The organism is Cupriavidus sp. 01L46 (genome assembly GCF_056399905.1).
The window spans coordinates 1-24,471 of sequence record NZ_JBFTSF010000076.1 but is presented as its reverse complement, the minus strand read 5'-3'; the positions used below and the strand labels follow the sequence as shown (position 1 = coordinate 24,471).

Annotated in this window: 20 protein-coding genes and 1 pseudogene; 10 read left to right on the top strand and 11 right to left on the bottom strand. The window is 66.4% G+C overall.

The window, feature by feature from the left end:
- The 3 genes from AC1DS3_RS15985 to AC1DS3_RS15975 all read left to right on the top strand — a co-directional run.
- The coding region (locus tag AC1DS3_RS15985) for an HU family DNA-binding protein (protein ID WP_477127519.1) at window positions 1-385 on the top strand (385 nt) is incomplete at its 5' end.
- 196 nt (window positions 386-581) lie between these two features.
- Window positions 582-1,544 (top strand): alpha/beta hydrolase, encoded by a 963-nt coding sequence (locus AC1DS3_RS15980; protein WP_441638936.1) that lies wholly within the window; start codon window positions 582-584, stop codon window positions 1,542-1,544.
- A gap of 65 nt (window positions 1,545-1,609) precedes the next feature.
- Window positions 1,610-3,199, top strand: a complete 1,590-nt coding sequence (locus AC1DS3_RS15975; RefSeq protein WP_441638938.1) for an FMN-binding glutamate synthase family protein — start codon at window positions 1,610-1,612, stop codon at window positions 3,197-3,199.
- Window positions 3,200-3,208: 9 nt separating this feature from the next.
- Here the strand turns inward: AC1DS3_RS15975 and AC1DS3_RS15970 are convergent, their stop codons facing one another.
- The 4 genes from AC1DS3_RS15970 to AC1DS3_RS15955 form a co-directional block, all read right to left on the bottom strand.
- On the bottom strand, window positions 3,209-4,123 hold the full coding sequence (locus AC1DS3_RS15970) for a helix-turn-helix domain-containing protein (RefSeq protein WP_477127518.1): 915 nt from the start codon (window positions 4,121-4,123) through the stop codon (window positions 3,209-3,211).
- 123 nt (window positions 4,124-4,246) lie between these two features.
- Entirely contained in the window at window positions 4,247-5,293 is a 1,047-nt protein-coding gene (locus tag AC1DS3_RS15965) for a tripartite tricarboxylate transporter substrate binding protein (RefSeq protein WP_477127517.1), read from the bottom strand.
- Window positions 5,269-6,306, bottom strand: coding sequence for an NADPH:quinone oxidoreductase family protein (locus tag AC1DS3_RS15960; protein WP_477127516.1), 1,038 nt, complete (start codon window positions 6,304-6,306; stop codon window positions 5,269-5,271). The genes AC1DS3_RS15965 and AC1DS3_RS15960 overlap by 25 nt, the downstream gene beginning before the upstream one ends.
- Window positions 6,303-7,583 carry a CaiB/BaiF CoA transferase family protein gene (locus AC1DS3_RS15955; protein ID WP_477127515.1) on the bottom strand — a complete coding sequence of 427 codons (1,281 nt, stop codon included), beginning with the start codon at window positions 7,581-7,583 and terminating at the stop codon, window positions 6,303-6,305. The genes AC1DS3_RS15960 and AC1DS3_RS15955 overlap by 4 nt, the downstream gene beginning before the upstream one ends.
- Window positions 7,584-7,682: 99 nt before the next feature.
- On the opposite strand from AC1DS3_RS15955, the gene AC1DS3_RS15950 reads away from it, so the two are divergent.
- Window positions 7,683-8,612, top strand: a complete 930-nt coding sequence (locus tag AC1DS3_RS15950) for a LysR family transcriptional regulator (protein WP_477127514.1) — start codon at window positions 7,683-7,685, stop codon at window positions 8,610-8,612.
- A 668-nt stretch (window positions 8,613-9,280) separates the two neighbouring features.
- Window positions 9,281-9,547, top strand: a pseudogene (locus AC1DS3_RS15945) (carbohydrate porin); the annotation flags it as partial.
- Window positions 9,548-9,605: 58 nt separating this feature from the next.
- Here AC1DS3_RS15945 and kdgD read toward each other — a convergent pair.
- Window positions 9,606-10,520 carry a 5-dehydro-4-deoxyglucarate dehydratase gene (gene kdgD / locus AC1DS3_RS15940; RefSeq protein ID WP_477127513.1) on the bottom strand — a complete coding sequence of 305 codons (915 nt, stop codon included), beginning with the start codon at window positions 10,518-10,520 and terminating at the stop codon, window positions 9,606-9,608.
- A gap of 521 nt (window positions 10,521-11,041) precedes the next feature.
- On the opposite strand from kdgD, the gene AC1DS3_RS15935 reads away from it, so the two are divergent.
- The 3 genes from AC1DS3_RS15935 (at window position 11,042) to AC1DS3_RS15925 (ending at window position 15,747) form a co-directional block, all read left to right on the top strand.
- Window positions 11,042-12,397: an MFS transporter gene (locus AC1DS3_RS15935; RefSeq protein WP_441638949.1), complete on the top strand. Its 1,356-nt coding sequence runs from the start codon at window positions 11,042-11,044 to the stop codon at window positions 12,395-12,397.
- A gap of 81 nt (window positions 12,398-12,478) precedes the next feature.
- A complete protein-coding gene (gene garD / locus AC1DS3_RS15930) occupies window positions 12,479-14,074 on the top strand; it encodes a galactarate dehydratase (RefSeq protein ID WP_441638951.1) in 1,596 nt (531 codons plus the stop codon).
- A 290-nt stretch (window positions 14,075-14,364) separates the two neighbouring features.
- The gene (locus tag AC1DS3_RS15925) at window positions 14,365-15,747 is read left to right on the top strand and encodes an FAD-binding oxidoreductase (RefSeq protein WP_441638953.1); all 1,383 of its coding nucleotides are present in this window, start codon (window positions 14,365-14,367) and stop codon (window positions 15,745-15,747) included.
- Between the two features lie 15 nt (window positions 15,748-15,762).
- Here AC1DS3_RS15925 and AC1DS3_RS15920 read toward each other — a convergent pair whose 3' ends face one another.
- The 6 genes from AC1DS3_RS15920 to AC1DS3_RS15895 form a co-directional block, all read right to left on the bottom strand.
- Window positions 15,763-16,284: an OsmC family protein gene (locus AC1DS3_RS15920; RefSeq protein WP_441638955.1), complete on the bottom strand. Its 522-nt coding sequence runs from the start codon at window positions 16,282-16,284 to the stop codon at window positions 15,763-15,765.
- A 112-nt stretch (window positions 16,285-16,396) separates the two neighbouring features.
- Window positions 16,397-17,323, bottom strand: coding sequence for a LysR family transcriptional regulator (locus AC1DS3_RS15915; RefSeq protein WP_174427160.1), 927 nt, complete (start codon window positions 17,321-17,323; stop codon window positions 16,397-16,399).
- 8 nt (window positions 17,324-17,331) lie between these two features.
- A complete protein-coding gene (garL, locus tag AC1DS3_RS15910) occupies window positions 17,332-18,123 on the bottom strand; it encodes a 2-dehydro-3-deoxyglucarate aldolase (protein ID WP_477127512.1) in 792 nt (263 codons plus the stop codon).
- Between the two features lie 143 nt (window positions 18,124-18,266).
- The gene (locus tag AC1DS3_RS15905) at window positions 18,267-18,641 is read right to left on the bottom strand and encodes a 5-carboxymethyl-2-hydroxymuconate Delta-isomerase (RefSeq protein WP_441638960.1); all 375 of its coding nucleotides are present in this window, start codon (window positions 18,639-18,641) and stop codon (window positions 18,267-18,269) included.
- A gap of 45 nt (window positions 18,642-18,686) precedes the next feature.
- Window positions 18,687-19,781, bottom strand: coding sequence for a malate/lactate/ureidoglycolate dehydrogenase (locus tag AC1DS3_RS15900; RefSeq protein ID WP_477109539.1), 1,095 nt, complete (start codon window positions 19,779-19,781; stop codon window positions 18,687-18,689).
- A 123-nt stretch (window positions 19,782-19,904) separates the two neighbouring features.
- Window positions 19,905-21,005: a Bug family tripartite tricarboxylate transporter substrate binding protein gene (locus AC1DS3_RS15895; protein WP_441638964.1), complete on the bottom strand. Its 1,101-nt coding sequence runs from the start codon at window positions 21,003-21,005 to the stop codon at window positions 19,905-19,907.
- A 280-nt stretch (window positions 21,006-21,285) separates the two neighbouring features.
- Between AC1DS3_RS15895 and AC1DS3_RS15890 the strand changes: the two genes are divergently transcribed.
- Window positions 21,286-22,989 carry a thiamine pyrophosphate-binding protein gene (locus tag AC1DS3_RS15890; RefSeq protein WP_441638966.1) on the top strand — a complete coding sequence of 568 codons (1,704 nt, stop codon included), beginning with the start codon at window positions 21,286-21,288 and terminating at the stop codon, window positions 22,987-22,989.
- 55 nt (window positions 22,990-23,044) lie between these two features.
- Window positions 23,045-24,469: an FAD-binding oxidoreductase gene (locus tag AC1DS3_RS15885; protein ID WP_477127511.1), complete on the top strand. Its 1,425-nt coding sequence runs from the start codon at window positions 23,045-23,047 to the stop codon at window positions 24,467-24,469.
- The last annotated feature ends 2 nt before the right edge of the window (window positions 24,470-24,471 follow it).

Below are 24,471 nucleotides of genomic sequence, written 5' to 3'. Positions count from 1 at the left end.
CGTAAAGGCTGCTGCCAAGAAGGCCGCGCCGGCCAAGAAGGCTGCTCCGGCTGCCGCGGTGACCCCGCGCCCGCTGAAGGACACCTTCAACAAGTCGAGCCTGGTCGCTCACCTGGTAGCACAGACCCAGCTGGACGCCAAGGCCGTGAAGACGGTGCTGGCCCATCTGGAAAACACCATCGTCAGCGCGCTGCACAAGAAGGGCGCCGGCGAATTCACGCTGCCCGGCCTGATGAAGGTCACGGCTCAGCAAGTACCGGCCAAGAAGAAGCGCTTCGGCAAGGACCCGTTCTCCGGTGAAGAGCGTTGGTTCCCGGCCAAGCCGGCTAGCGTCAAGGTCAAGGTACGCCCGCTGAAGAAGCTGAAGGACGCAGCTGCCGCCTGATAGGGGCCCTGTTTCCAGCTTGAAAAGGAGCCGCTAGCCGGCTCCTTTTTTGTATCCGGCGAACGTGCGGCCGTGCACGTAGTTCGCGCGTAGTTCCCGCCGTCGTTCCAGCTTTCCCGCATTCCCGCTGTTTTGGTAGTTTCCGCAGTTCCTCAGCCGGCCGCCAATGAAGGGCGCACCATTCCGGGAGATCGTCATGCCTAGCATCCAGTGCCGCCTGTGGCGGCTTGCCTTGCGCCTGGTCCGGCGCAAACAGCGTTTTTCCAGCGCGCAGGCGCTGCATGAGGAAATTCGCCGCCGCCGCAAGATCGGCCGCGCGAATCCCACGGCGCGCTTGCTGGCGCGTCATGCGGTGAGCATGGAACCTGTGGCCGGCGTCGAGGTCTACACCGTGCGCCCGCGGGGCAACGACAGCGGCAGGCAAATACTCTATCTCCATGGCGGCGGCTACGTCTTCGATATCGTCAGCCAGCACTGGGATTTCATTGGCAAGCTGGTGGACGCGCTTGGCGCGACGGTGACCGTGCCGATCTATCCGCTGGCGCCCGAGCATACCCATCGTGAAGTCTTTGCAGGACTGCTGCCGCTCTACGACCAGTTGGTCCGTGGCAATCCGCCCGCCAGCCTGACCGTCATGGGCGACTCCGCCGGCGGCGGCATGGCGCTTGCGCTGGCGCAAATGGCCCGGGATACCGGACGCGCGCTGCCTGGACGCCTGGTCTTGCTGTCGCCGTTCCTGGATGCCACCGGCAGCAACCCGGGCATCGATGCGCTCGAACCACTTGACCCGATGTTGTCGAAGCTCGGCGGCATCGAGTGCGGGCGGGTCTATGCCGGCGGCGATCCCGTCACGCTTGCGCAGGTCAGCCCCATCTACGGCAGCCTGCGCGGCTTGCCTCCTGTGACACTCTTCATCGGCACCCACGACGTCCTGCTGCCGGACTGCCGCGCTTATCACGCGCTTGCGCAGGAGCAGGGCTTGCCGCTGCGCTATTACGAGTACGAGGGCATGTTCCACGTGTGGATGCTGTTGCCAATGCCGGAATCCAATGCGGCCTTCGCGCAGATCGTCGCCGCGGTGCAGGCCGATGAAGCCCCGCAGCGGCCGCCGGAGGTGCGTGCTGGGCAGGGCGCTGCAACCGGGTATCAGCCGATGTAACAAGGAACGGCGATAATCGCGGGGTTGCCGGCCAGGTGCCGGCCTAAAGTAGTTAGGGAGTCCCCATGCTTTCTCGTCGTTACGGCGCGGTCTGGCTGACCGCGCTCGCCTTGCTGGTCCTTGCGGCACTTGCCGCCGGTCACCGGCTTTCCCCGGCATGGCTGGCTGTGCCCGTTGCGCTGCTACTGGTTGGCTTGCATGACATCGGCCAGTCGCGCCACTCCATCCTGCGCAACTATCCGATCTGGGGCCACCTGCGCTTCTTCTTCGAGTTCATCCGCCCGGAGATCCGCCAGTATTTCATCGAGGACGACACCAATGAGATGCCGTTCTCGCGCCAGCAGCGCAGCCTGGTCTACCAGCGTGCCAAGAACGAGGTCGACAGCCGGCCCTTCGGCACCGAGATCGATGTGCGCCTGGCGGGCCACGAGTGGATCAGCCATTCGCTTGCGCCAACGCGCATCCCCTCCGCTGACTTTCGCATTACCGTCGGCGAGGGCCGTGCCCAGCCTTACTCGCTGTCGATCTTCAACGTCTCGGCCATGAGCTTTGGCGCGTTGTCCGGCAATGCGATCCGCTCGCTCAACCGCGGTGCCAAGCTCGGCGGCTTTATCCACGATACTGGCGAAGGCTCCATCTCGCCGTATCACCGTGCGGAAGGCGGCGACCTGATCTGGGAGGTAGCCTCAGGCTACTTCGGCTGCCGCCGCCCTGACGGCGGCTTCGATCCCGACAAGTTCGCCGAGCAGGCGCGCTCGCCGCAGGTCAAGATGATCGAGGTCAAGCTCTCGCAAGGCGCCAAGCCGGGCCACGGCGGCGTGCTGCCGGCGGCCAAGGTGACGCCGGAGATTGCCGCCACGCGTGGCATCGGCATGGGCGAGGATTGCATCTCGCCGGCCACGCACAGCGAGTTCTCCACGCCGCTGGGCCTGCTGCAGTTTGTCGACCGGCTGCGCACGCTGTCGGGCGGCAAGCCCACCGGCTTCAAGCTATGCATCGGGCACCCCTGGGAATTCTTCGGCATCGTCAAGGCCATGCTGGAATCCGGCATCCTGCCGGACTTCATCGTGGTGGATGGCGCCGAAGGCGGCACCGGCGCAGCGCCGCTGGAGTTCGTCGACCATATCGGCGTGCCGCTGCAGGAAGGGCTGCTGCTGGTGCACAACACGCTGGTGGGCGTGAACCTGCGCGACAAGATCCGCGTTGGTGCGAGTGGCAAGATCATCACCGCCTTTGACGTGGCGCGCACGCTGGCCACCGGCGCCGACTGGTGCAACTCGGCGCGCGGCTTCATGTTTGCGCTCGGGTGCGTGCAGGCACAGAAGTGTCATACCGACCGCTGCCCCGTGGGYGTGGCCACGCAGGATCCGGTGCGCCAGCGCGCCATCGTGGTGCCTGACAAGGCGGAGCGCGTAGCCAGCTTCCACCGCCAGACGCTGCACGCGCTGCTGGAAATCCTGCAGGCAGCTGGCCTGAATCATCCTGGCGATCTCAAACCGCACCATATCGTGCGGCGCATCTCGCCCAACGAAGTGCGGCTGATGTCCGAGCTGCTCAAGTTCCTCACGCCGGGCGACCTGATCAACGGGAATTTCCGCTACCAGTTGTACGAGAAATACTGGCCGCTGGCGCGTTCCGACAGTTTCTCGTTGTAAAGCGCTGCGCTAGCGCGCGGCGTGCGGCGCCGGCAGGCGGGCACGCCCGTGCTGCCGGAATGCGCTGGGCGTCTGCCCGACATGCTTCGCAAAGAAGCGCGCGAAATACGCGGCATCCGCAAAGCCCAGCGTCGAGGCAATCTGCTTGATGTCGAGATCGCTATAAAGCAGGTCGCGCTGCGCTTCCACGATCAGGCGCGAATGGATCAGCTGCAGCGCGCTCCTGCCGGCAAGCTGCTGGCAGATCCGGTTGAGCTGGGTGGGTGAGATACCGAGCGTGTCGGCGTAGCCGGCCAGATCCTGGTGATTCCGAAAACGCGCCTCCACCAGTTGCTGGAACTGCTGGAAGTGGCGCGCGGTCCTGCCCKCCGGCTGCGCCCCGGTTGCACCCGCGCCGCAAGCGCGCCGCGCAATGCCCACCAGCAACAAGGACAGCAGCGCCGACAAGGCGGCACCGCGCCACAGCGATACCGCGTTCATCTCCGCACGGAACAGTTCCAGCGCCCCGGCAAGCACGGTGGCGTCATCGCGCTCGCCGCCGGCCGGGCCGCCAAACGGGTCATGGTAGGGCCGCTCGAACAGCGGTAGCGCATCTGGCACGCCAGCCAGCAACGTGCGCAGGTAGTGGTCGGTCATGGTAATGACGATGCCATCCACGTCCGGCGTAAACCGAAAGCCGTGCACGCAACGCGGCGGCACCGTCACCACGGTGCGCGAGCCCAAGGGGTATTCGCGGTCGTCGAGCAGCGCGCGGCCGCCGCCCTGGTGCACGTAGAGGATCTGGAAAAAGCGCTCGTGGCGATGCGGCTTGATTTCCCAGTCGTTGATGCCGCTGCGCTCCGGGATCGACTCGAAATGCAGCTGTTCCAGCAGGGGCTCGTTGGAGTTGACCCCATAGAGGGAGTAGGTCGGGACGGTTTTCATGGGGCGGGGGCGGACACCTGGGTGGCAATTGTCCCGCCAGGGGGGCGGATCTGTCCATCGGTGCTGCCGCTTGCCACGGCAGCGCACCGATGGCCACCGATGGCTATTGACGGCTATAGACGGCTATTGATCCGCCTTGGCGCCCGACTTGCGCACGACCTCGGCCCATTTTTTGCCCTCTGCCGCAGTGTAGCGCGCGAACTCCGCGGGGGAAGAACCCACCGGTTCGGCGCCCATGTCGGCGTACTGGCGTTGTACATCGGGCTGGCGCAGTGCTTGCGCGGCGTGGGCCGCCAGTTTCTCCACGATCGGGGCCGGCGTGCCGCGCGGCGCCCATAAGCCGTACCAGGTGCTGATATTGAAACCTGGCAAGCCGGACTCCGCCACCGTGGGCACGTCCGGCAGGGCACGCGCGCGCCTGAGCGTGGTGACGGCCACGGCGCGCAGCTTGCCAGCCTTGATGAATGGCATGGCCGATGGCATGGAATCGAACATCAACTGGATCTGGCCGCCCATCAGGTCGGTCAGCGCGGGCGAACTGCCCTTGTATGGCACGTGCTGCATCGAGACATTGGCGGCGAACTTGAACGATTCGCCCGCCAGTTGCTGGGCCGACGCATTGCCGGCCGAGCCAAAGTTGATGCTGCCGCCCTTGGCCTTGGCGTACGCGATCAGGTCCTGCACGGTCTTGACCGGCGAATCGTTGTTGACCACCAGCACCAGCGGCACATCGGCAAGTTGCGTGACGGGCACAAAATCGCRGAAGGCGTCGTAGCGCATCTTGGGATAGATGCTCGGGTTGATCACATGCAGCGAGGCATTGGCCAGGATGGTGTAGCCATCGGGCGCGGCCTTGGCGACCATTTCCGCGCCGATCATGCCGCTGGCGCCAGGCTTGTTGTCGATCACCACCGTCTGGCTAAGCGTGTCGCCCATCTTGACGGCCACCACGCGCGCCAGCAGGTCCGTGGGGCCGCCCGGCGGGTAGGGCAGCACCATGCGGATCGGGCGCTGCGGAAATTCATCGGCGGCACGGGCGGGCGGCGTGCCTAGGGCGGCAAGGGCGGCGGTTGCCAGCGTTGCCAGCAGGGCAAGGCGCAATGCGGATCGGCAATGCTTGGTGTGCTGTGTACGGTGTTGCGTGTTCAGGACCCTGAATCGGCTTGGCATGGTGAGTTTGTCTCCTTGATTTTTATCGCGACTTTGCCGATGACCTGCCTGGCTTCCAGCGCGTCCAGCGCCTCGGCCAGCCCGGTCATCGGATACACCTTCGACACGGTCGGTCGGATCTTTCCTTCGCTGGCCCAACCGCACAATGTCTTCATGACGGCCTGCAATGCGTGGGCATGCTGTGCCCGCTCGTTGGCGGGCGTCCAGCCGATGTAGCGGCCTACGAAGAATCCATGCAGCGTCAGGTTCTTGACCAGCAGCAGGTTCAGCGGCGCTTGCGGGATACGGCCGCTGGCAAAGCCGACGCTGAGAATCCGCGCGTTGGCGGCCGCCGCGCGCAGCGCCTGGTCGAACAGGTCGCCGCCTACCGGGTCCACCACCACATCGGCACCACGCCCCCCGCTCACGCGCTTGACGGCGGCGGCCAGGTCTTCCGGCGCGAGCGCATGTCGGGCACCGCGCTGCAGGGCCTGTGCGCGTTTCGATTCGGTACTGGCGCAGGCAATCACCTGCGCGCCCAACTGGTGGGCGATTTCCACGGCGGCCAGGCCCACGCCGGCGCCGGCGCCAAGCACCAGCACGGTGTCGCCGGGCTGCACGGCGCAGCGCCACACCAGGCCGCAGTAAGCGGTGCCGTAGGAGAGCGGGATCGGCAGGGCCTGCAGCGCGTCGAGCGTATCGGGAATGGGGTAGACGGTGTATTCCGGCAGCGTGACTTCTTCGGCAAAGCAGCCCCAGTCGGCTATGGCAGCCACGCGGTCGCCAGTGCGCAAGCGGGTTACGGCTGCGCCGCAAGCCACCACCCGGCCGACCGCCTCGGTGCCGGGCACGAACGGCAACGGCGGCTTGGTCTGATAGCGGCCCGCCACCATCAGGCCTGTAGCGTGGCTTACGCTTGCGTACTCCACCGCCAGCGTGACGGCATGCGGATCCGGCAGTGCCGGGCGCGGGATGCTTGCAAGGCGGACGTCTTGCGCCTTGCCGAAATGCTMGCAGAGCATGGCCCGCATCATGCCGTGGCTCCCGTGGTGGTGTTGCCCGCCAGGGGGCTGGCCTGTCTGACCACGCCGGTCTCCAGCAACTGCGCGAGCTTGTCCGGGGTGACACCGTACTCACGCAGCACGGCTTCAGTGTGTTCTCCGACACGCGGCGCGGCGGTGGCTGCCCGCCGCATGCCCTTGGCGGGAATGCCGGCGAATGGCAGGGCACCCAGCCCAGGCTGCTCGACCGTCTGGAAGGTTTCCTGCGGCGCCGCTAGCGGGTGGTCGAGCACTTGCTGGTAGTTGCGCACCGGCGCATGAAGGATGTCGTGCGCTTGCAGGATGCTGAGCCAGTGTGCCGTGCATTTGCTGGCAAGCACCGCCGCCACGGCGTCCTGCAGCCAGGCCGCGTTCGCCATGCGGCTGGCGTTGTCCGTAAAGCGCGCATCTTGCGCCCAGCCAGGGCGATCCAGCGCGCGGCAGAGCCTGCCGAATTGCGCGTTGTTGAGCGCCAGCAAGGTGAGGCTGCCATCGCTGGTGGCAAAGACTCCGTTTGGCGCGCTCACCGGTCCAGCGGCCACAGCGCCCTGGATGGCGTACTCAAGGATGTTGTTGGCCTGCAGCGCCACGCAGGCGTCAAACAGGCTGAGTTCGACATGCGCGCCGGCGCCGCTGCGAAAGCGCCTGCACAAGGCGGCGGCGGCGGCCTGCGCCGCGTACAGGCCGGTGGCCGCGTCCGCCAGCAGCATGCCGATGCGCCGCGGCGAGCCGTCCGCCATGCGGTTGGTGTGCATGAGGCCGCTGTCAGCCTGCATCACGGAGTCCGAGGCTGGGTAGTCGGCATAGGGGCCGTCCGCGCCGTAGCCGCTGATGGACACATAGACCAGCGCCGGGTTGCGCGTGGACAGCGCGGCATAGCCAACGCCAAGACGCTCGGCAACCTGCGRCCGGAAGTTCTGCACCACGATATCCGCCCGCAGCGCGAGGTCGAACAACAATGCCTTGCCGGCGTCGGTGGCGGCATCGATGCAGACGCCGCGCTTGCCGGCGTTGTATGCGATCGACAGGGCACTGTGCTCGCCACGCACCACGCCAACATGCCGGCCCCAGTCGCCGGCGGGCGGATCGACCTTGATGACGTCGGCGCCTTGCTGCCAGAGGATATGCGCGCAGTACGGGCCCGCAATGCCCTGGCTGATATCCAGGATGCGCAGGCCGGCGAAGGGCAGGCCTGCGTCCGGTACGGATGCGGGGGTGGGGGCGTGGGTGGGATACGGAGCGAGCGTGGATGGGGGGGCAGGCAGAGCCATCGGCAGGATCGGAGAGTCGTAAGGTGGCGTCGAATGGCTTATGCTAGGGCGTACTCCTGGCCGTGACAATCCGCTGATCTGTGCCATCCGTGTTGACTGATGATTGACAATAGCCCTGGCTTCGACCTGAACCTGATCCGCCTCTTTGTCTTGCTGGTGGAATCCAAGACGCTAACGGCGGCGGCCGCGCGCGGCGGCATGACCCGCTCCAATGTGTCTCGCCGGCTCAAGGCGCTGGAGCTGCATATGGGCGCGCAACTGATGCGGMGCACCACCCGCCATGTGGAACTGACCGAGGCCGGGCGGCTGCTGTATGCGCACGGCGTGCGCATGCTGGATGAGCTGCAGGCGGCGGGYACCTCCATCGACAGCCTGGGCCAGACCGTGCGCGGCGATGTGCGGATCCGCCTGCCCACAGGGCTCGGGCATCTCTACCTGGCGCAGGTATTGCTGGAGTTCGCCCGGCAATATCCGGCCATCTCCCTGCGCGTGCTGATCAATGACTATATCGGCGACCTGATCTCCGCCGAGGTGGATGTGGCATTGAAAATCACCTCACTGCCGCCGGAGGATCACGTGGCGCGCAAGATTTGCGCGGTAGGCTGGTGCCTGTGCGCATCGCCCGCGTTCCTGGCGGCGCACGGGCCGGTCAGCCGCGCGGAGGATCTTGCCCACTGCGACCTGATCGCGCCGGCGTCGCTGGGCCGGCGCTTCGATCTCAGGCTGATGCTGGGCGGCACGCCGCTGATCCTGCGGGTCGCTCCGCGCATCCAGTCCGGCGACTATCCCTTCCTGTTCGAGTCGATGATGGTGGGGCTCGGCGTGGCCTTGCTGCCGCGCTATGCCGTGTGGCAACAGATCGGGCGCGGCGAAGTGGTGGAGGTGCTGCCCGAGTACGAGCCCGAAGGCGTGGGCGACAGCATTTACATGCTGACCGCGCCGAACCGGTTTCCCACGCTGGCCACCCGCACGCTGATGGACTTCATCCGGGCGCGGCTGGAGAGCCAGGCGGGGAACTGGGGCGGATGAAACTGTGGCAGCCCGCTGTGATCCAGACCGTCATACGTCGCACCTCGCGCATGGCAGCGAGGGCAGCGTGGCGGGCGATGGCTTGCCGTATGCAGCTTGCATTGGCTTTGCAGCATGGCTGCTACTCGCACGCCATCGCTGCCGCTTGCTCGGTGCCGGGGTTTCCGGCGGAGCGTCCTGGCGTTGTGTCTCCGCGGTGTTCAGTGCACGCCGTTAGTTGGAGGACTTCGTTTCGGCTTCGGCTTCGGCTACGTCGGCCGGCCTGTTCCACCATCCGCCTCCCAGCGCCTGGAACAAACCAGCCGTATCGCCAAAACGCGTGGCCTGCGCTTGTACCAGGGCAATCGCCGTCTGCTGATATGCCTGTTCCGCGGTCAGCAGGGCCAGATAGTTGACGTAACCCAGTTCCTGCTGTTTGCGTGTGAGCTCGACCGAAGTCTTGCTGCCACCTCGAGACCTGCGGCAGAACCGTACTTGAACTGCCCCGCATGATCTCGAGGGAGCGGGTATTGGCGCTGATGATGCGTTTGACGGCGGCGATCTGGTCCCGCACTGACGCCTCCTGGATCGCGGCGGCGACCACGTTGGATGCAAGCGTGATATAGGCTGCCTCGAGCTGGAACGGCTGGGCGTCCGTTTGTACCTGGAGCGATTCCACCGCGCGCCGGTTGCCGCCGAAGACGTCTGGCACGAAGCCGGCATTCAACGCGCCCTAGTCGGGCGACAACAGCCTCGGCGCCGGGCGGGACAAGAGCTACTCGTGGACGGCAACGCTGGATCTCGGCGTGCGGCTGTGGAAAGGTGCCGAATTCCATTTCAACCCCGAAGTTGTGCAAGGTGTCGCGTTTTCCGGGCTGCACGGGCTCGGCGGGCTCACCAACGGAGAACTGGCCAAAGTATCCGGCCCGAATGCGCGGGGCGAGCGTGCACGCTCGCCCCGCGCCCGCGCCCGCGCTTGTGCGCGCCGGCGCGACGATCGACTATCCGTTCCCCTTACTGCGGCCCCAGCTTCTTGATCAGCGCATCCAGCATCGCCAGTTCCTGCTCGTCCAGATCCGTCAGCGGCGCGCGGACCGGACCGGCGTCATKCCCGACCAGCTTGGCGCCGGCCTTGACGATGCTCACCGCGTAGCCTGCGCGGCGGTTGCGGATGTCCAGGTACGGCAGGAAGAACTCGTCGATCAGGCGGTTGGTGGTGGCGTGGTCGTCAGCGGCAATCGCGCGGTAGAAGTCCATCGCCGTCTTGGGGATGAAGTTGAACACGGCCGACGAGTACACCGGCACGCCCAGCGCCTTGTAGGCGGCGGCATAGACTTCCGCGGTGGGCAGGCCACCCAGGTAGGACAGGCGGTCGCCCAGCTTGCGGCGGATGCGGACCATGCCCTCGATCTCGCCCACGCCGTCCTTGAAGCCGATCAGGTTGGGGCAGCGGTCGGCCAGGCGCTCGAGCATGTCCGCGTTGATGCGGGAATTGCCGCGGTTGTACACGATCACGCCGATGTGCACCGACTTGCAGACTTCTTCGATATGGTTGGCAATGCCGTCCTGGCAGGCTTCGGTCAGGTAGTGCGGCAGCAGCAGGATGCCCTTGGCGCCCAGGCGCTGGGCTTCCTTGGCGTAGGCGATGGCCATGCGGGTCGGGCCGCCGGCGCCGGCCAGGATCGGCACCTTGCCCGCGCAGGTTTCCACGGCGGTGCGGATCACGTTGGAGTAGTCGTCCGGCGTCAGCGAGAAGAACTCACCGGTGCCACCGGCGGCGAACAGGGCGGTAGCGCCGTAGGGGGCCAGCCATTCCAGGCGTTCTACATAGGTCTCGGGGCGGAAGTTGCCTTGCGCGTCGAAGTCGGTCACGGGGAAGGAAAGCAGGCCTTCCGAGACGATCTGCTTGAGTTCTTGTGGTGTGGTCATGATGGCTGGTCCTGATACCCGCAAGGGCGGTGTTGGTTCAGTGGCTCTTGTGCATGACTTTCGTCTGCGCATTTTTTGAGATACGTCATCGTACAAGTAGAGGTTTGAACGCGCAAGTACTTTTGTTTCGGGAAAGGGCTTCGACCTTTGGCTTTGYCAGCATTCGTCAATATGAAGAGACAGGGCAGGAGGGTTAAAGCGTTGAAGCTGTTCGGCCACCGAATGGAACGCGTATGGCAGAATCTCGTGAATCCGCCTTGAAAGCTGCCCGAAAGCTTCGGGCGCGGCTTCTTCCAGTCGGAGCGCCTGGACCAACAGCGCCGCTGCAACGGCTAATGCACCTCGCCAAAGCCGTCGCGCTGGAGCTAGGGTAAACACGCAATGTTGTCGACGAAACCGGATGCTTATAATCCATGTTATACGATGACATATCACGTAGCCGGCCAAGCATGCGAGATGGCTGCGAGCCGTACGACGTAAGGCGGCCTTCCATCTCCAATCCGGCTCGTGCAGGAGACAGCATGAATCTCAGCAATACCATCAGCGTGGCCGGCGAGGCCACCCGTCGCAGCCATGTCCGTTACTGGATCCTGCTGATGATCTTCGTGGTGACAACGGTGAACTATGCCGACCGCGCCACGCTTTCCATCACCGGCCCGGCGATGCGCTCGGAGTTCGGCTTCGATGCCGTGCAGATGGGCTTTATCTTCTCGGCCTTCAGCTGGGCCTATGTGATGGCGCAGATCCCGGGCGGCTGGCTGCTGGACCGCTTTGGCGCGCGCCGCATCTATGCCTGCAGCATTTTCCTGTGGTCGCTCTTTACCCTGCTGCAGGGCTTTATCGGCGTATTCGCCACGGTCGGCGCGGCCGTGACCACGCTGTTCGTGCTGCGTTTTGTCGTGGGCCTGGCCGAGTCACCGGCGTTCCCGGCCAATGCCAAGGTCGTGGCCAGCTGGTTTCCCACGGCCGAGCGCGGCACGGCCTCGGCCATTTTCAATTCCGCGCAGTATTTTGCCGCGGTGCTATTTACGCCCCTGATGGCCTGGCTGACCCACGCGCTGGGCTGGCACCACGTCTATCTGTGGATGGGCGCGCTGGGCATGGTGCTGGCCGGCCTCTGGCTCAAGGTGGTGCGTAGCCCGACGACCCATCCGGGCGTGAATCGCGCCGAGCTTGACTACATCAAGCAGGGCGGCGGCCTGATCGAGATGAGCGGGGACGCTGGCAAGAAGGACAAGGAAGCCCCCGGCACGCGCTGGTTCTATGTGCGCCAGCTGCTCTCCAACCGGATGCTGCTGGGCGTGTACCTGGGCCAGTATTGCATCAACGTGCTGACATACTTCTTCCTGACGTGGTTTCCGGTGTACCTGGTACAGGCTCGTGGCATGTCGATCCTGAAGGCGGGATTTGTCGCATCGCTGCCGGCGATCTGCGGGTTCCTGGGCGGTGTGCTGGGCGGCGTGATTTCCGATGGGTTCCTGCGCCGCGGCTATTCGCTGACGGTGGCCCGCAAGGTGCCGATCGTCGCTGGCATGCTGCTGTCGGTCAGCATGATTGCGTGCAACTACGTGGATAGCGAATGGCTGGTGGTGGGCTTCATGGCACTGGCCTTCTTCGGCAAGGGCATCGGCGCGCTGGGCTGGGCCGTGGTGGCGGATACCGCACCGAAGGAAGTGATTGGCCTGGCCGGCAGCATCTTTAACATGTTCGGAAATATCGCGGGCATCGTCACGCCGATCGTGATCGGATATATCCTTGGCACCACCGGTTCCTTCAATGGCGCGCTGGTCTTTGTCGGCGCCAACGCGCTGGTGACGGTGATCAGCTACCTGGTGATCGTCAAGGAAATCAAGCGCGTCGAGCTCAAGCATCCCTGAAATCCCTGAATTCCGTGGCGCCTGCGGCGCAGGTGCCGCCCCGGCGCAGCGGCCAAGTGTTTCGCAAGGAAAAAAAAAGACATGTCGGTGATCGATATCAAAGTAGAGCAGCCAGGCGGTTCGCAGGCGGCCGCGCAGGTGCAGGGCACTGCGCTGTACATCCGCATCCACGAGCTGGATAACGTGGCGATCGTCGCCAACGATGACGGCCTGCCCGAGGGCACGGTATTTCCCTGCGGCCTGACGCTGCGCGAGCGGGTGCCCCAGGGCCACAAGGTGGCGCTGGTGGACCTGGCGGCTGGCGATGCTGTGGTGCGCTACAACGTGGTGATCGGCTACGCGATGCGCGACTTGCCCAAGGGCAGCTGGATCAACGAGCGCGTGATCGAGATGCCGGTCGCGCCCGGGCTGGACAACCTGCCGGTCGGCACGCGCGTGGCGGAACCGCTGCCGCCGCTGGAAGGCTATAGCTTCGAGGGCTTTCGTAATCCGGACGGCTCGGTCGGCACCCGCAACATCCTCGCCATCACCACCACCGTGCAGTGCGTGTCGGGCGTTGTTGCGCACGCGGTGCGGCGCATCAAGGCCGAGCTGTTGCCGCAGTATCCCAATGTGGACGACGTGGTGGGGCTGGAGCACACCTACGGCTGCGGCGTGGCCATCGATGCGCCGGACGCCATCGTGCCGATCCGCACGCTGCGCAATATCGCGCTGAACCCGAATTTCGGCGGCACCGCCATGATGGTGAGCCTGGGTTGCGAGAAGCTGCAGCCGGAGCGCCTGCTGCCGGCCGGCAGCCTGCCCGGCGGCCTGGATGTTGGCGTGGTGTGCCTGCAGGACGACGAGCACGTCGGCTTCGAGAGCATGATCGATTCCATCATGGCAATGGCGCGTACCCACCTGGCCAAGCTGGACCAGCGCCGCCGCGAAACCTGCCCGGCTTCGGAGCTGGTGGTGGGCGTGCAATGCGGCGGCAGCGATGCATTTTCGGGTGTGACCGCCAATCCCGCCGTGGGGTTTGCCACCGACCTGCTGGTGCGCGCGGGCGCCACCGTGATGTTCTCGGAAGTCACTGAAGTGCGCGATGGCATCGACCAGCTCACCGCGCGCGCCGCCACGCCGGAAGTGGCGCAGGCCATGATCCGCGAGATGGACTGGTACGACCGCTACCTGGAAAAGGGCCGCGTTGACCGCAGCGCCAACACCACGCCCGGCAACAAGAAGGGCGGCTTGTCCAATATCGTCGAGAAGGCCATGGGCTCGATCGTCAAGTCGGGCAGCACGGCCATCACCGGCGTGCTCTCCCCCGGCGAGAAGCTCAAGCAAAAGGGCCTGATCTACGCGGCCACGCCTGCCAGCGACTTTATCTGCGGCACCCTGCAGCTGGCTGCCGGCATGAACCTGCACGTGTTCACCACCGGCCGCGGCACGCCGTACGGCCTGGCCGAAGTGCCGGTGATCAAGGTGGCAACGCGCAGCGATCTGGCTCGCCGCTGGCACGACCTGATGGACGTGAATGCGGGCCGCATCGCCACCGGCGAGGCCACCATCGAGGATGTGGGCTGGGAGTTGTTCCGGTTGATGCTGGATGTGGCGAGCGGGCGCAAGAAGACCTGGGCCGAGCACCATAAGCTGCATAATTCGCTGGTGCTGTTCAACCCGGCGCCGGTGACGTGACCCAATAGCGCGGCCAACGCGGCCGAAAAAAAACAACGATGGGGCGATAAGCGGCAGGGACCCGTGTCCCTGCCGCTTTACATTCGCCGGGGGCCAACCTTAAATGAGGAAGGATTCGGCCCTTCTCCTGGCTACCACGCCGGCTGCCTTCCCCCCCCTTCAGTTCGCCATGCCATCCTCTCCCCGACATGACGCCGGAGACGGGTCAAGCACGGATCAAGCCTAGCTTCGTGACGCGTGGCCAGTGCCGCGGCCGAACCCCTATCAGGGATTCCGTCGCGAGGTGCATCATGGCCGATTTGTCGAGTGAGCTGGTCAATGGGTTGAAGTCGAAACTGAGAGGCCAGGTGCTGCAACCTGGCGAGCCGGGTTATGAGCAGGCGCGGCAAATCTGGAACGCCATGATCGACCGCCGTCCCGCGCTGATCGTCAAAAGCGCCGGCGCGGCCGATGTCATCGATACTGTCGCGTTCGCGCGGGACAATGGCGTGCCGTTGTCTGTACGCGCCGGCGGCCACAACATCGGCGGCCTGGCCCTTTGCGATGGCGGCATCACGCTGGACCTGTCGGGCATGAAATCGGTGCGGATCGATCCCACCGCGCTGCGCGCCTATGTGGAGCCCGGGGCTACGCTGGGCGATTTCGACCACGAGGCGCAGGCCTTCGGCCTTGCCACGCCACTTGGCATCAACTCCACCACCGGCGTGGCCGGACTCACCCTGGGCGGCGGCTTTGGCTGGATCAGCCGCAAATACGGCACCACCGTGGATAACCTGGTCAGCGCCCAGGTGGTGACAGCCGATGGCAAGCTGGTGCACGCTAGCGCCACCGAGCATCCCGACCTGTTCTGGGCCATTCGCGGCGGCGGCGGCAACTTCGGCGTGGTCACCATGTTCGAGTTCGCCCTGCGGCCAGTTGGCCCGGAAATCTATGGTGGCCTGATCGTCTATCCGCTGGAGCAGGGCGTGACCGTGTTGCAAGCCCTGCGCGAGCGCTTCGACGGCATGCCCGATGAGCTGACCGTGTGGGCCGTGATGCGGCTCGCGCCGCCGCTGCCGTTCCTGCCGCCGCAGACACATGGCAAGCCCATCGTGGCGCTGGCCATCTGCTACATCGGGCCGGCAGCCAACGGGCCGCAACTGGTCGAGCCATTGCGCCATCTCGGCACGCCCTACGGCGAGCATGTCGGACCCATGCCATTTGCTGCCTGGCAGCAGGCGTTCGATCCTCTGCTCACGCCGGGGGCACGCAACTACTGGAAATCGCACAACTTCGCCAAGCTGGACGATGGCCTGCTCACGTTGTTGATGGATTACGTCAACAAGCTGCCATCACCGCACACCGAGATCTTCATCGGTGCCATGGGCGGCCAGACCAATCGGGTCGCGGCAGACGCCATGGCTTACCCCAATCGCGATGCCAACTACGTGATGAACGTACACGGACGCTGGACCGAGCCGGCTGACGACGCCGCCTGCATCGCCTGGTCGCGCGAGGTGTTCCAGGCCGCGGCGCCGTACGCGCTTGGCTCGGTATACGTCAATTTCCTGACACAGGAGGAGGGCGATCGCATCGGCGCCGCGTATGGGCCGAACCATGCCCGGCTGGTCGAGGTCAAGCGGCGGTACGACCCCAACAACCTGTTCCGCTACAACCAGAACATCAAGCCCTGAGCGCTTCCCGGCAGGCTATGCCGCCGGCTGCGTGCCGGCGGCATGGGTAACGTCGATCTTCGTACCGCCGCGGAGCGTCTGGTACACCACGCAATAGCGCTCGGTCAGCCGCAGCAGCGATTCGAGCTGGTCGGCCCGCGCGTCGGTATCCAGTTCAAACCGCATCCGGATCGCCTGGAAGCCCACGGCGGCGTCCTTGCTCACGCCAAGCGTGCCGCGAAAATCGAGGTCGCCTTCCACCAGCACGCGCGCATCGCGCAGCGCGATGCCCAGCGCGGTAGCCACCGCATTCAGCGTGACGCCAGCGCAGGCGGCCAAGGCTTCCAGCAGCATGTCGCCGGAGCAGGCGCTCAGGCCGGTGCCGCCGGTGGCAGGATGCAGGCCGGCTTCGACCATCGCCTTGCCGGTTTCGACGTTGCACGTAACCCCCTCGCCCAGGCGGCTCGATGCACGCAAGGTGATCAGGGCAGCCTCGGGGTGTTCTCGGTACTTTTCCTTGAGCGGGGCCTGGAGGCTGCGGAGTTGGTCGGCGTGCATAGGCGTTCTCCCAAGCGTTGGCTTCAGGCATCGAGCCTAGACGGCGGTTGCAAAACCTTCAAGGCGGCAACAGGCAGTCGGAATCTGACGGCATCTGACGGAATCCGAGGTGTCAAATCAACCGCGCCCCCGGCCACGCCCCCGACATCACAATATTGCGCACAGACTGCCGCACCGTTTGCATGATGTCCCACAATTCCGGCACCGGCGTGCGGTTACGCGCGGTGGCAAGCGCCACCTGCCGCGTCACGACCGGATCCACCAGCCGGGCTGAATGCAGCCGGCCTTGCGCGACCCGATCCGCGACTGCGGCAAACGGCAGCAGGGTGGCGCCGCAGCCGTCTTCCACCAGGCGCATCGAGACGGTATTGGACGCGTCGCATTCCAGCGCCAGCTGCAGACTGGTGCCCGCGCGAGCGGCGAGCGATTCGGCCAGCACGCGCAGGCCGTGTCCCGTGCTGGGCAGGATCAGCGGCACTTCGCCAAGGCGGCGCACGGGAAAGGTCGGGCCGAGGTGGCTCCAGGATGTCGGCGTGACCAGGGTCAGGTCTTCTTCCAGCAGGATGTCGACCTTCAGCGCCCCTTGCTGCTCGGGCAGGTAAAGCAGGGCTACGTCGATCTCGCCAGCCGCCAGCCAGGCAAGCACGGGGCTGGCCAGTCCTTCGACAAAGCGCACCTTGGTCGCCGGAAAGCGTTGCTTGAGCGCGGTGCCGATGCTGGCGAATGCGGTGTTGGCGATGGTGGGCTGCGCCGCGATCACCAGTTGCGCCGGGCCTTGCGCCGACGAAGCCCGGATGGCTTCGCGGGCTTCGGCCAGCGTGGCCGCTACCTGCCGCGCATAGACGATCAACGTCTGGCCGGCTTCGGTCAGCACCACGCCGCGCCCGCTGCGGTGGAACAGGCGGGTGTCCAGCGCGGCTTCCAGCCGGGCGATCTGCCGGCTTACGGTGGACTGGTCCGCGCCCATTTCGAGCGCGGCGCGCGAGATGCTCTGCGTGTTGGCGACGCAGACGAAGCAGGCCAGATCCTCGGAGTTCATCGCAACGCTTAGCTGGCGAAGCGATCGCGCAGCGCCTGCGTCGCGGTACGAAAGAGATTCTGGTCCAGGCCCACCGCCACGAAGCTCGCACCCATGTCCAGGTAGCGGCGCGCGTCGGCTTCCACCGGTGTCAGCGTGCCCACGGCCTTGCCGGCGCGCCTGGCGGCCTCGAAGATGCGCGCCACCTGCGCCTGCACTTCGGGATGGTTGGGGTTGCCGAGGTGGCCGTAGGCGGCCGCGAGGTCGTTCGGGCCGATAAAGATGCCGTCGACCCCGTCGACCGCGCAGATCTCGTCGGCCGCGTCCACGCCTTTCTGGCTTTCGATCTGCACCAGCACGCAGATATTGTCATTGATCTGGCTGAAGTACTCCGGCACCGTGCCGTAGCGGTTGCTGCGCTGGACCGACGACACGCCGCGCATGCCCGCTGGCGGGTAACGGGTGGCGCTCACCGCGCGCCCGGCCTGCTCCGCGCTCTCCACGAAGGGAATCAGGAAATTATAGAAGCCGATGTCCAGCAGGCGCTTTATCAGCACCGGATCGTTGGCGGGCGGGCGCACTACCRGCGCGCTCACGCTGCCCTGCAGCGCCATCAGCTGCGGGATGAAGGTCAGCACGTCGTTGGGCGAATGCTCGCCATCGAGCAGCAGCCAGTCGAAGCCGGCCAGGCCGAGGATCTCGGTGGTGGTGGCGTTGCCCAGCGAGCACCAGCACCCGATCACGCGCTTGTGCGCCAGCACGTCGGCACGAAAGCGGTTGGGCAGGGGCGAGGGCAAGGTTGAATTCGGGAGGGAGGACATGACGACGGTGTTCCTGTTTTCAGTCTGGGAGGCGAATGGCTCAGCCGGCGCCCCCGATCTGCCGGGGCGGTGTGGCCCCGCATTCAGCCTCTGACTGGCTGCGGGGCCATCGCCGATGCCAGATGGCTTGCTTGTCTGGCGGGTCAGTGCGAGCCGCTGACGATCTGCTTGGTGAAGCTGGCGCGTTCCATCTCCACTACTTCCACGCTGACCTGCACGCTGTCTTCCGCGTTGGCCGGGCGCACAGCGTCGGCAATGACTTCGCAGATCGCTTGACTCAGTGCCTGGCGTACGGTCAGGTCGCGGCCGTCCAGGATGTGCAGGCGCGCATGGACGAAGGCGCGCTCGCGCGCTTCGGTGCCCTGGCGGAAGGAGGTCAGCGTGATGCAGCGCGACTTGATGTCCGGCTCGGCGAACTCGCCGGAAGCCAGCAGCGCGGCATTGGCCTCGTCCAGCAGTTCTTCCTGCGAGCAGGTGAGGCGGGTGTTCTCGGTAATTTCAATGATGAGGTGGGGCATGGTGGCTAGGCCTGGAGGTTTCGGTGGGTTGCCGGGGGCGGGGGATCAGTCCACCGCCAGCCGCGACAGCGGGCCCGGCGACTTGCGGCGCGCTGCCTGCACGCGCGCCGCGGCGTCGTCAAGCTGGGCCAGCGTGCCGCTGTCCACCGGCATGAATTCGGCGCGGGCGCGGCGCCAGGCGCGTTCCGGCTCGCCGGGCAGCTGGATGGCCTCCGTGCCGGGCTGCAGGTGCGACGAGCGCAGCCAGTCGACGAAGGCCTGCACTTCATGGCCAAAGGTGGTGCTGCTGCCCAGGCGCTCGGGGTCGAACACGATGGCCAGCATATTGTTCCAGACCGCGTGCTCGTGGGTCAGGGTCTCCGGGCGGATGGTGTGGCCACCGGTGACTGCCGCGCCTAGCAGCTCGCACATCACCGCCAGCACGTAGCCCTTGTGCTCGCCAAAGGGGCGCAGCGCGCCCTGTGCTTCGCCGGCGGGCGGGAACATCACCGCCGGGTCGTCGGTGGGATGGCCTTCGGTGTCGAGCAGGCAGCCCGGGGGCACCGCCACGCCCTTGTTGTTGGCCACGCGCACCTTGCCCAGCGCGATCGCGCTGGTGGCGAAGTCCATCACCAGCGGCTCGCCGCCGGCCACCGGCACACCGATGGTAAACGGGTTGGTGCCATAGCGCGCCTCGTAGCCGCCATGCGGGGCCACGATCGGCTTGGATAGCACATTGACGAAGTGGATGGAGATCATGCCGGCAGCGGTGGCTTGCTCGGCCCAGTGGCCTACCCGGCCAAGATGGTGCGAGCTGCGTAGCCCCAGCACGCATACGCCGTGCTCGCGCGCGCGCGCGATGGCCAGGCCCATGGCTTCCTCGGTCACCGCCTGGCCCATGCCGCGATTGCCGTCCAGGCTGAGGATGCCGCCAGCTTCGTGCACCAAGCTCACGCGCTGGTTCAGTTGAAGCTGCTCGCCTTGCCAGGACATCACGTACTTCGGGATCATGCCGACCCCGTGGGAGTCGTGGCCTGACAGGTTGGCGCCGACCAGGTGGTCGGCGGTCAGGCGGGCCTCGCGGGCATCGGAGCCGGCGGCGAGCCAGAGATCGACCACCCATTGATGGAGGGCGGGAGTCGGGATGCGGTGTTCACTCATGAGCTTGGGGTTCGAAAGATGAGGGGAGATCGGAGGTGAAATCGGTCGAACATGGCGGCCCCCATGATAAGCCGCCGGGCCCGGCTTGGGTACCCGGCAAGCCATGCGAGCCATGCACTGGCGTCATTCCGGCCGGATGTTGGCGCTCTTGATCAGTTGCGCCCACTTGGCCACCTCGCTCTTCTGGAACGCGCCCAGTTCGGCCGGGCCGGCGCCGGACGGCTCGATCCCCAGCGAGGCCAGCCGGGCACGCATGTCGGGCTCCTGGATGATCTTGCCGATGTCCGCGGCAAGGCGGTTGACGATGGGTGCAGGCGTGCCGGCAGGGGCAAACACGGCTTGCCAGGAAACGATCTCGTAGCCTTGCAGTTTCGGGCCGCCGGCCTCGGCCACGGTCGGCACCTCCGGCAGTTCGCGGGCGCGCTTGGCGGCCGTGGTGGCCAGCGCGCGGAACTTGCCGGACTGGATCATCGGCATGGCGGCCACACTGTTCTCGAACAAGACATCAACCTGGTTGCCCAGCAAGGCTTGCACAGCCGGGCTGCTGCCCTTGAACGGCACGTGGAGCAGCTTGACGCCCGCCATGCTGGAGAACAGCTCGCCGGCCAGGTGCTGCGAGGTGCCGTTGCCGGCCGAGCCAAAGGAGACCGCGCCGGGCTTGGCCTTGGCGGCGGCGATCACGTCCTGCACGGTCTTCCACGGGCTGTTGGCGTTGACCACCAGCAGGTTGGGCAGGGTGCCGATCAGGGCCACGGGCTGGAAGTTCTTGATCGGGTCGTAAGGCATCTTCGGGTACAGGCTCACATTGATCGCGTGCGAGCTGATGGTGCCGCCGACCAGGGTGTAACCGTCCGGCGCGGCCTTGGCCACATAGTCGGAGCCGATATTGCCGCCCGCGCCGGCGCGGTTCTCCACCACCACCGGCTGGCCGATCATCTGCGACAGGCGCTGGCCAATCAGGCGGCCGAGCACGTCCGTGGTGCCGCCCGCGGCAAAGGGCACCACGTAGTTGACCGGCTTGGTTGGCCAGGCGTCTTGCGCCTGGGCCGGCAGCGCGCCAACGGCGGCCAGGGCGCAGGCGAGCAGCCCAAAGGCGAGGCGAGGTTGGCGAACGGCGCGGATGGCGGGCTGGAAAGCGGGCAGGGAAGTGGGACGGGACTGGAGGGCCGGCTGGCTGGCCCGCAAGGGCCGAAGGTGCAGAAGCTGCAGAAGGTGCAGAAGCATGTCTTGGTCTCCATTGTATTTTTGTCTGGGCCATCGTCCTTTGCGCTGCGTGACGCGGCCGCTATGCTCTGGCAAGCGGTGCGTGTGGCAGGGTGGGATCGCCTGGCAACAGGCTACACGCGTGCCGTGGTAGTAGCCTTGCGTTTTACGCATAACAGAAATGCGCCTGAAGCCAGGCGCACAAAGCGTTCGCGACGTAACAATCGCTACATTCCCGGAGGTTCCGGATCGCTCCCATTCCGGCTCCGGCCCGATTGCACTGCACCATTTCCTTTCTGCCATGACCAGCCAACCCGTTGCAGCTACCGTGCCTTCCACTTCCTCCTCCACCAATCCGACGGCGCGCTCCGGCGGCCGGGTCCTGGTGGACGCGCTGCGCATCCACGGCGCCGAGCGTATCTTCTGCGTGCCGGGTGAGAGCTTCCTGGATGTCCTCGACGCACTGCACGACCAGCCCGCCATCGACCTGATCGTCTGCAAGCATGAAGGCGCCGCGGCCAACATGGCCGAGGCCGACGGCAAGCTCACAGGCCGGCCGGGCATCTGCTTTGTCACGCGCGGCCCGGGCGCCACGCACGCCAGCATCGGCGTGCATATCGCCGCGCAGGATTCCACGCCGATGCTGCTCTTCGTTGGGCAGATCGCCCGCGGCCACAAGGGCCGGGAGGCCTTCCAGGAGGTCGACTACGGCGCCATGTTCAGCGCCATCGCCAAGTGGGTGGTCGAGATCGAGGATCCGGCTCGTATCCCTGAGTTGGTGGCGCGCGCGTTCCAGTGCGCGACGTCGGGCCGGCCGGGCCCGGTGGTGATTTCCCTGCCTGAAGACGTGCTGGACGGCCTGTGCGAGGTGGCCGATACCGGCCGCTATCGCCCGGTGGCGGCGGCACCGCGCGCGGCCGATGCCGATGCGCTCGCCGCCGCGCTGGCCGGGGCCGAGCGCCCGCTGGTGATTGCCGGCGGCGCCAACTGGAGCGCGCGGGCGGCGGCCGATTTTGCGGCCTTCGTGCAGCGCTGGAACCTGCCGGTGGCCTGTGTCTTCCGCCGCCAGGACGTATTCGACAACCGCGATCCGCACTACATCGGGCACCTCAGCCTGGGCGTGAGCCCGGCGCTGGCCGAGCGCGTGCGCACGGCCGATGTGATCCTGGCCTTCGGCACGCGGCTGGGCGATATCGCGACCGACGGCTACACCTTGCTGGAGGCCCCGCGGCCACGCCAGCGCCTGTTCCACCTGCACGCCGACAGTGCCGAACTGGGCCGCGTCTACCAGCCCGAACTGGCCATCCATGCGGGCATCGAGCCCGGCGCCGCCATGCTGGCCGCGCTCACCCCGCCGGCGGCGGTGCGCTGGTGCGATTGGACCAGCGCCGCGCGCGCCGCGCATGGCGCCTTCGTGGCCCCGGCCAAGCCGCACCCGCAGCTCACCGGCGTGGACATGGGCGCGGTGATCGCGCACCTGGACCGCGTCCTGCCCGACGATGCCGTGCTGACCAACGGCGCCGGCAACTACACGGTCTGGCTGCATCGCTATTACGCCTATCGCCAGCCGCGCACCGAGCTGGCCCCCACCTGCGGCGCCATGGGCTACGGCCTGCCCGCGGCGGTCGCCGCCAAGCTGCGCGACCCGCAGCGCACCGTGGTGTGCTTCGCCGGCGACGGCTGCTTCCTGATGTACCCGCAGGAAGTGGCCACGGCCGCGCAGTACGGCGCCAACCTGATCGTGGTGGTGGTCAACAACGGCATGTACGGCACCATCCGCATGCACCAGGAAAAGCGCTATCCCGGGCGCGTCAGCGGCACGGACATCCCGAGCCCGGATTTTGTGGCGATGGCGCAGTCGTGCGGTGCCTGGGCGGAGCGCGTGACGCAGACTGAAGATTTCGCCGCGGCCTTTGCGCGCGCGCAGGCCGCGGGCAAGCCCGCCGTGCTGGAACTGGTCACGGACCCGCGCCAGATCACCCCGGCGATGCGGATCGCGGACTGAAAGAAAAAAACAAAAAACAAAAAACAAAAACAAGATACAAGACAGGAGACATCCCATGACCGATGCCACGCTGGCCGATTTGCGCAGCCAGTTTGCCGGCCGCTTGCTAACCGCCGCCGATGACACTGCGCCGTTTCTCACCGACTGGCGCCGCAGCTGGACCGGCCGCGCCCTGGCGGTGGCGCAGCCCGATAGCACTGCCGATGTGGCGGCCATCGTGCGCTGGTGCGCGGCGCGCCAGGTGCCGCTGGTGCCGCAGGGTGGCAATACGGGCATGGTGGGTGGCGCCATCCCGGACGACGGCGGCCGTGCACTGGTGCTGTCCACCGCGCGGCTGAACCGCATCCGCGAGATCGATCCGATCAACAACACGCTCACCGCAGAGGCGGGCTGCATCCTGGCCGCCGTGCAGCAGGCGGCGCAGGAAGCAGGGCGCTTATACCCGCTGTCGCTCGGCGCGGAGGGCAGTTGCACCATCGGCGGCAATCTCGCCAGCAACGCGGGCGGGGTGCAGGTGCTGCGCTACGGCAATACACGCGAGCTGTGCCTGGGGCTGGAAGTGGTGACGCCCGACGGCKAGATCTGGGACGGCCTGCGCGGCCTGCGCAAGGACAACACCGGCTACGACCTCAAGCAGCTCTTTATCGGCGCGGAGGGCACGTTGGGCGTGATCACCGCCGCCACCCTCAAGTTGTTTCCGCGTCCGGCGGCGCGCATGACGGCGCTGGCTGCGGTGAGCGACCCGCATGCGGCACTGCGCCTGCTGGAACTGGCCCAGCGCCGGCTAGCCGCCACGCTGACGGCGTTCGAGTTGATGAGCGGCGTGTGCGTGGCACTGGTGGCGCGGCATTTCCCGGACTGCCGCGCGCCCTTCGAGCAGGCGCATCCCTGGTATGTATTGCTGGAGAGCAGCGACCCGCATAGCGAGGCGCACGCCACGCAGGCCTTCGGGGAGCTGCTGGAGGAGGCCTTCGAGGCTGGCATCGTGGCTGACGCTGCCATTGCGGCCTCGCTAGCGCAGTCCGATGGGCTGTGGCGGATCCGCCATCACCTGCCGGAGGCCCAGTCGCTGGAGGGCGACAACCTCAAGCACGACATCTCGGTGCCGATCTCTGCGATTGGCGAATTCATTGCGCACACCAGCGCCGCCATCCTGGCCGCCAATCCCGGCGCTCGCGTACTGGCCTTTGGCCATCTGGGTGACGGCAACCTGCATTACAACGTCAGCGCGCCGTACGGCGTGCCGCAGCCGGCGTTCGTGGCGGCCAGCGGTGCGGCCATCAGCGCGCTGGTGTACGAGGCCGTGCACCGCGTGCGCGGCTCGATCTCGGCCGAGCACGGCATTGGCCAGTTGAAGGTCGACAAGAACGCGCACTACAAATCCGCCGTAGAAATGGCGCTGATGCAAAAGATCAAGCACGCGCTGGACCCGCACGGACTGATGAACCCGAGCCGGCTGCTGCCGGGCGCATCGCACTGAGC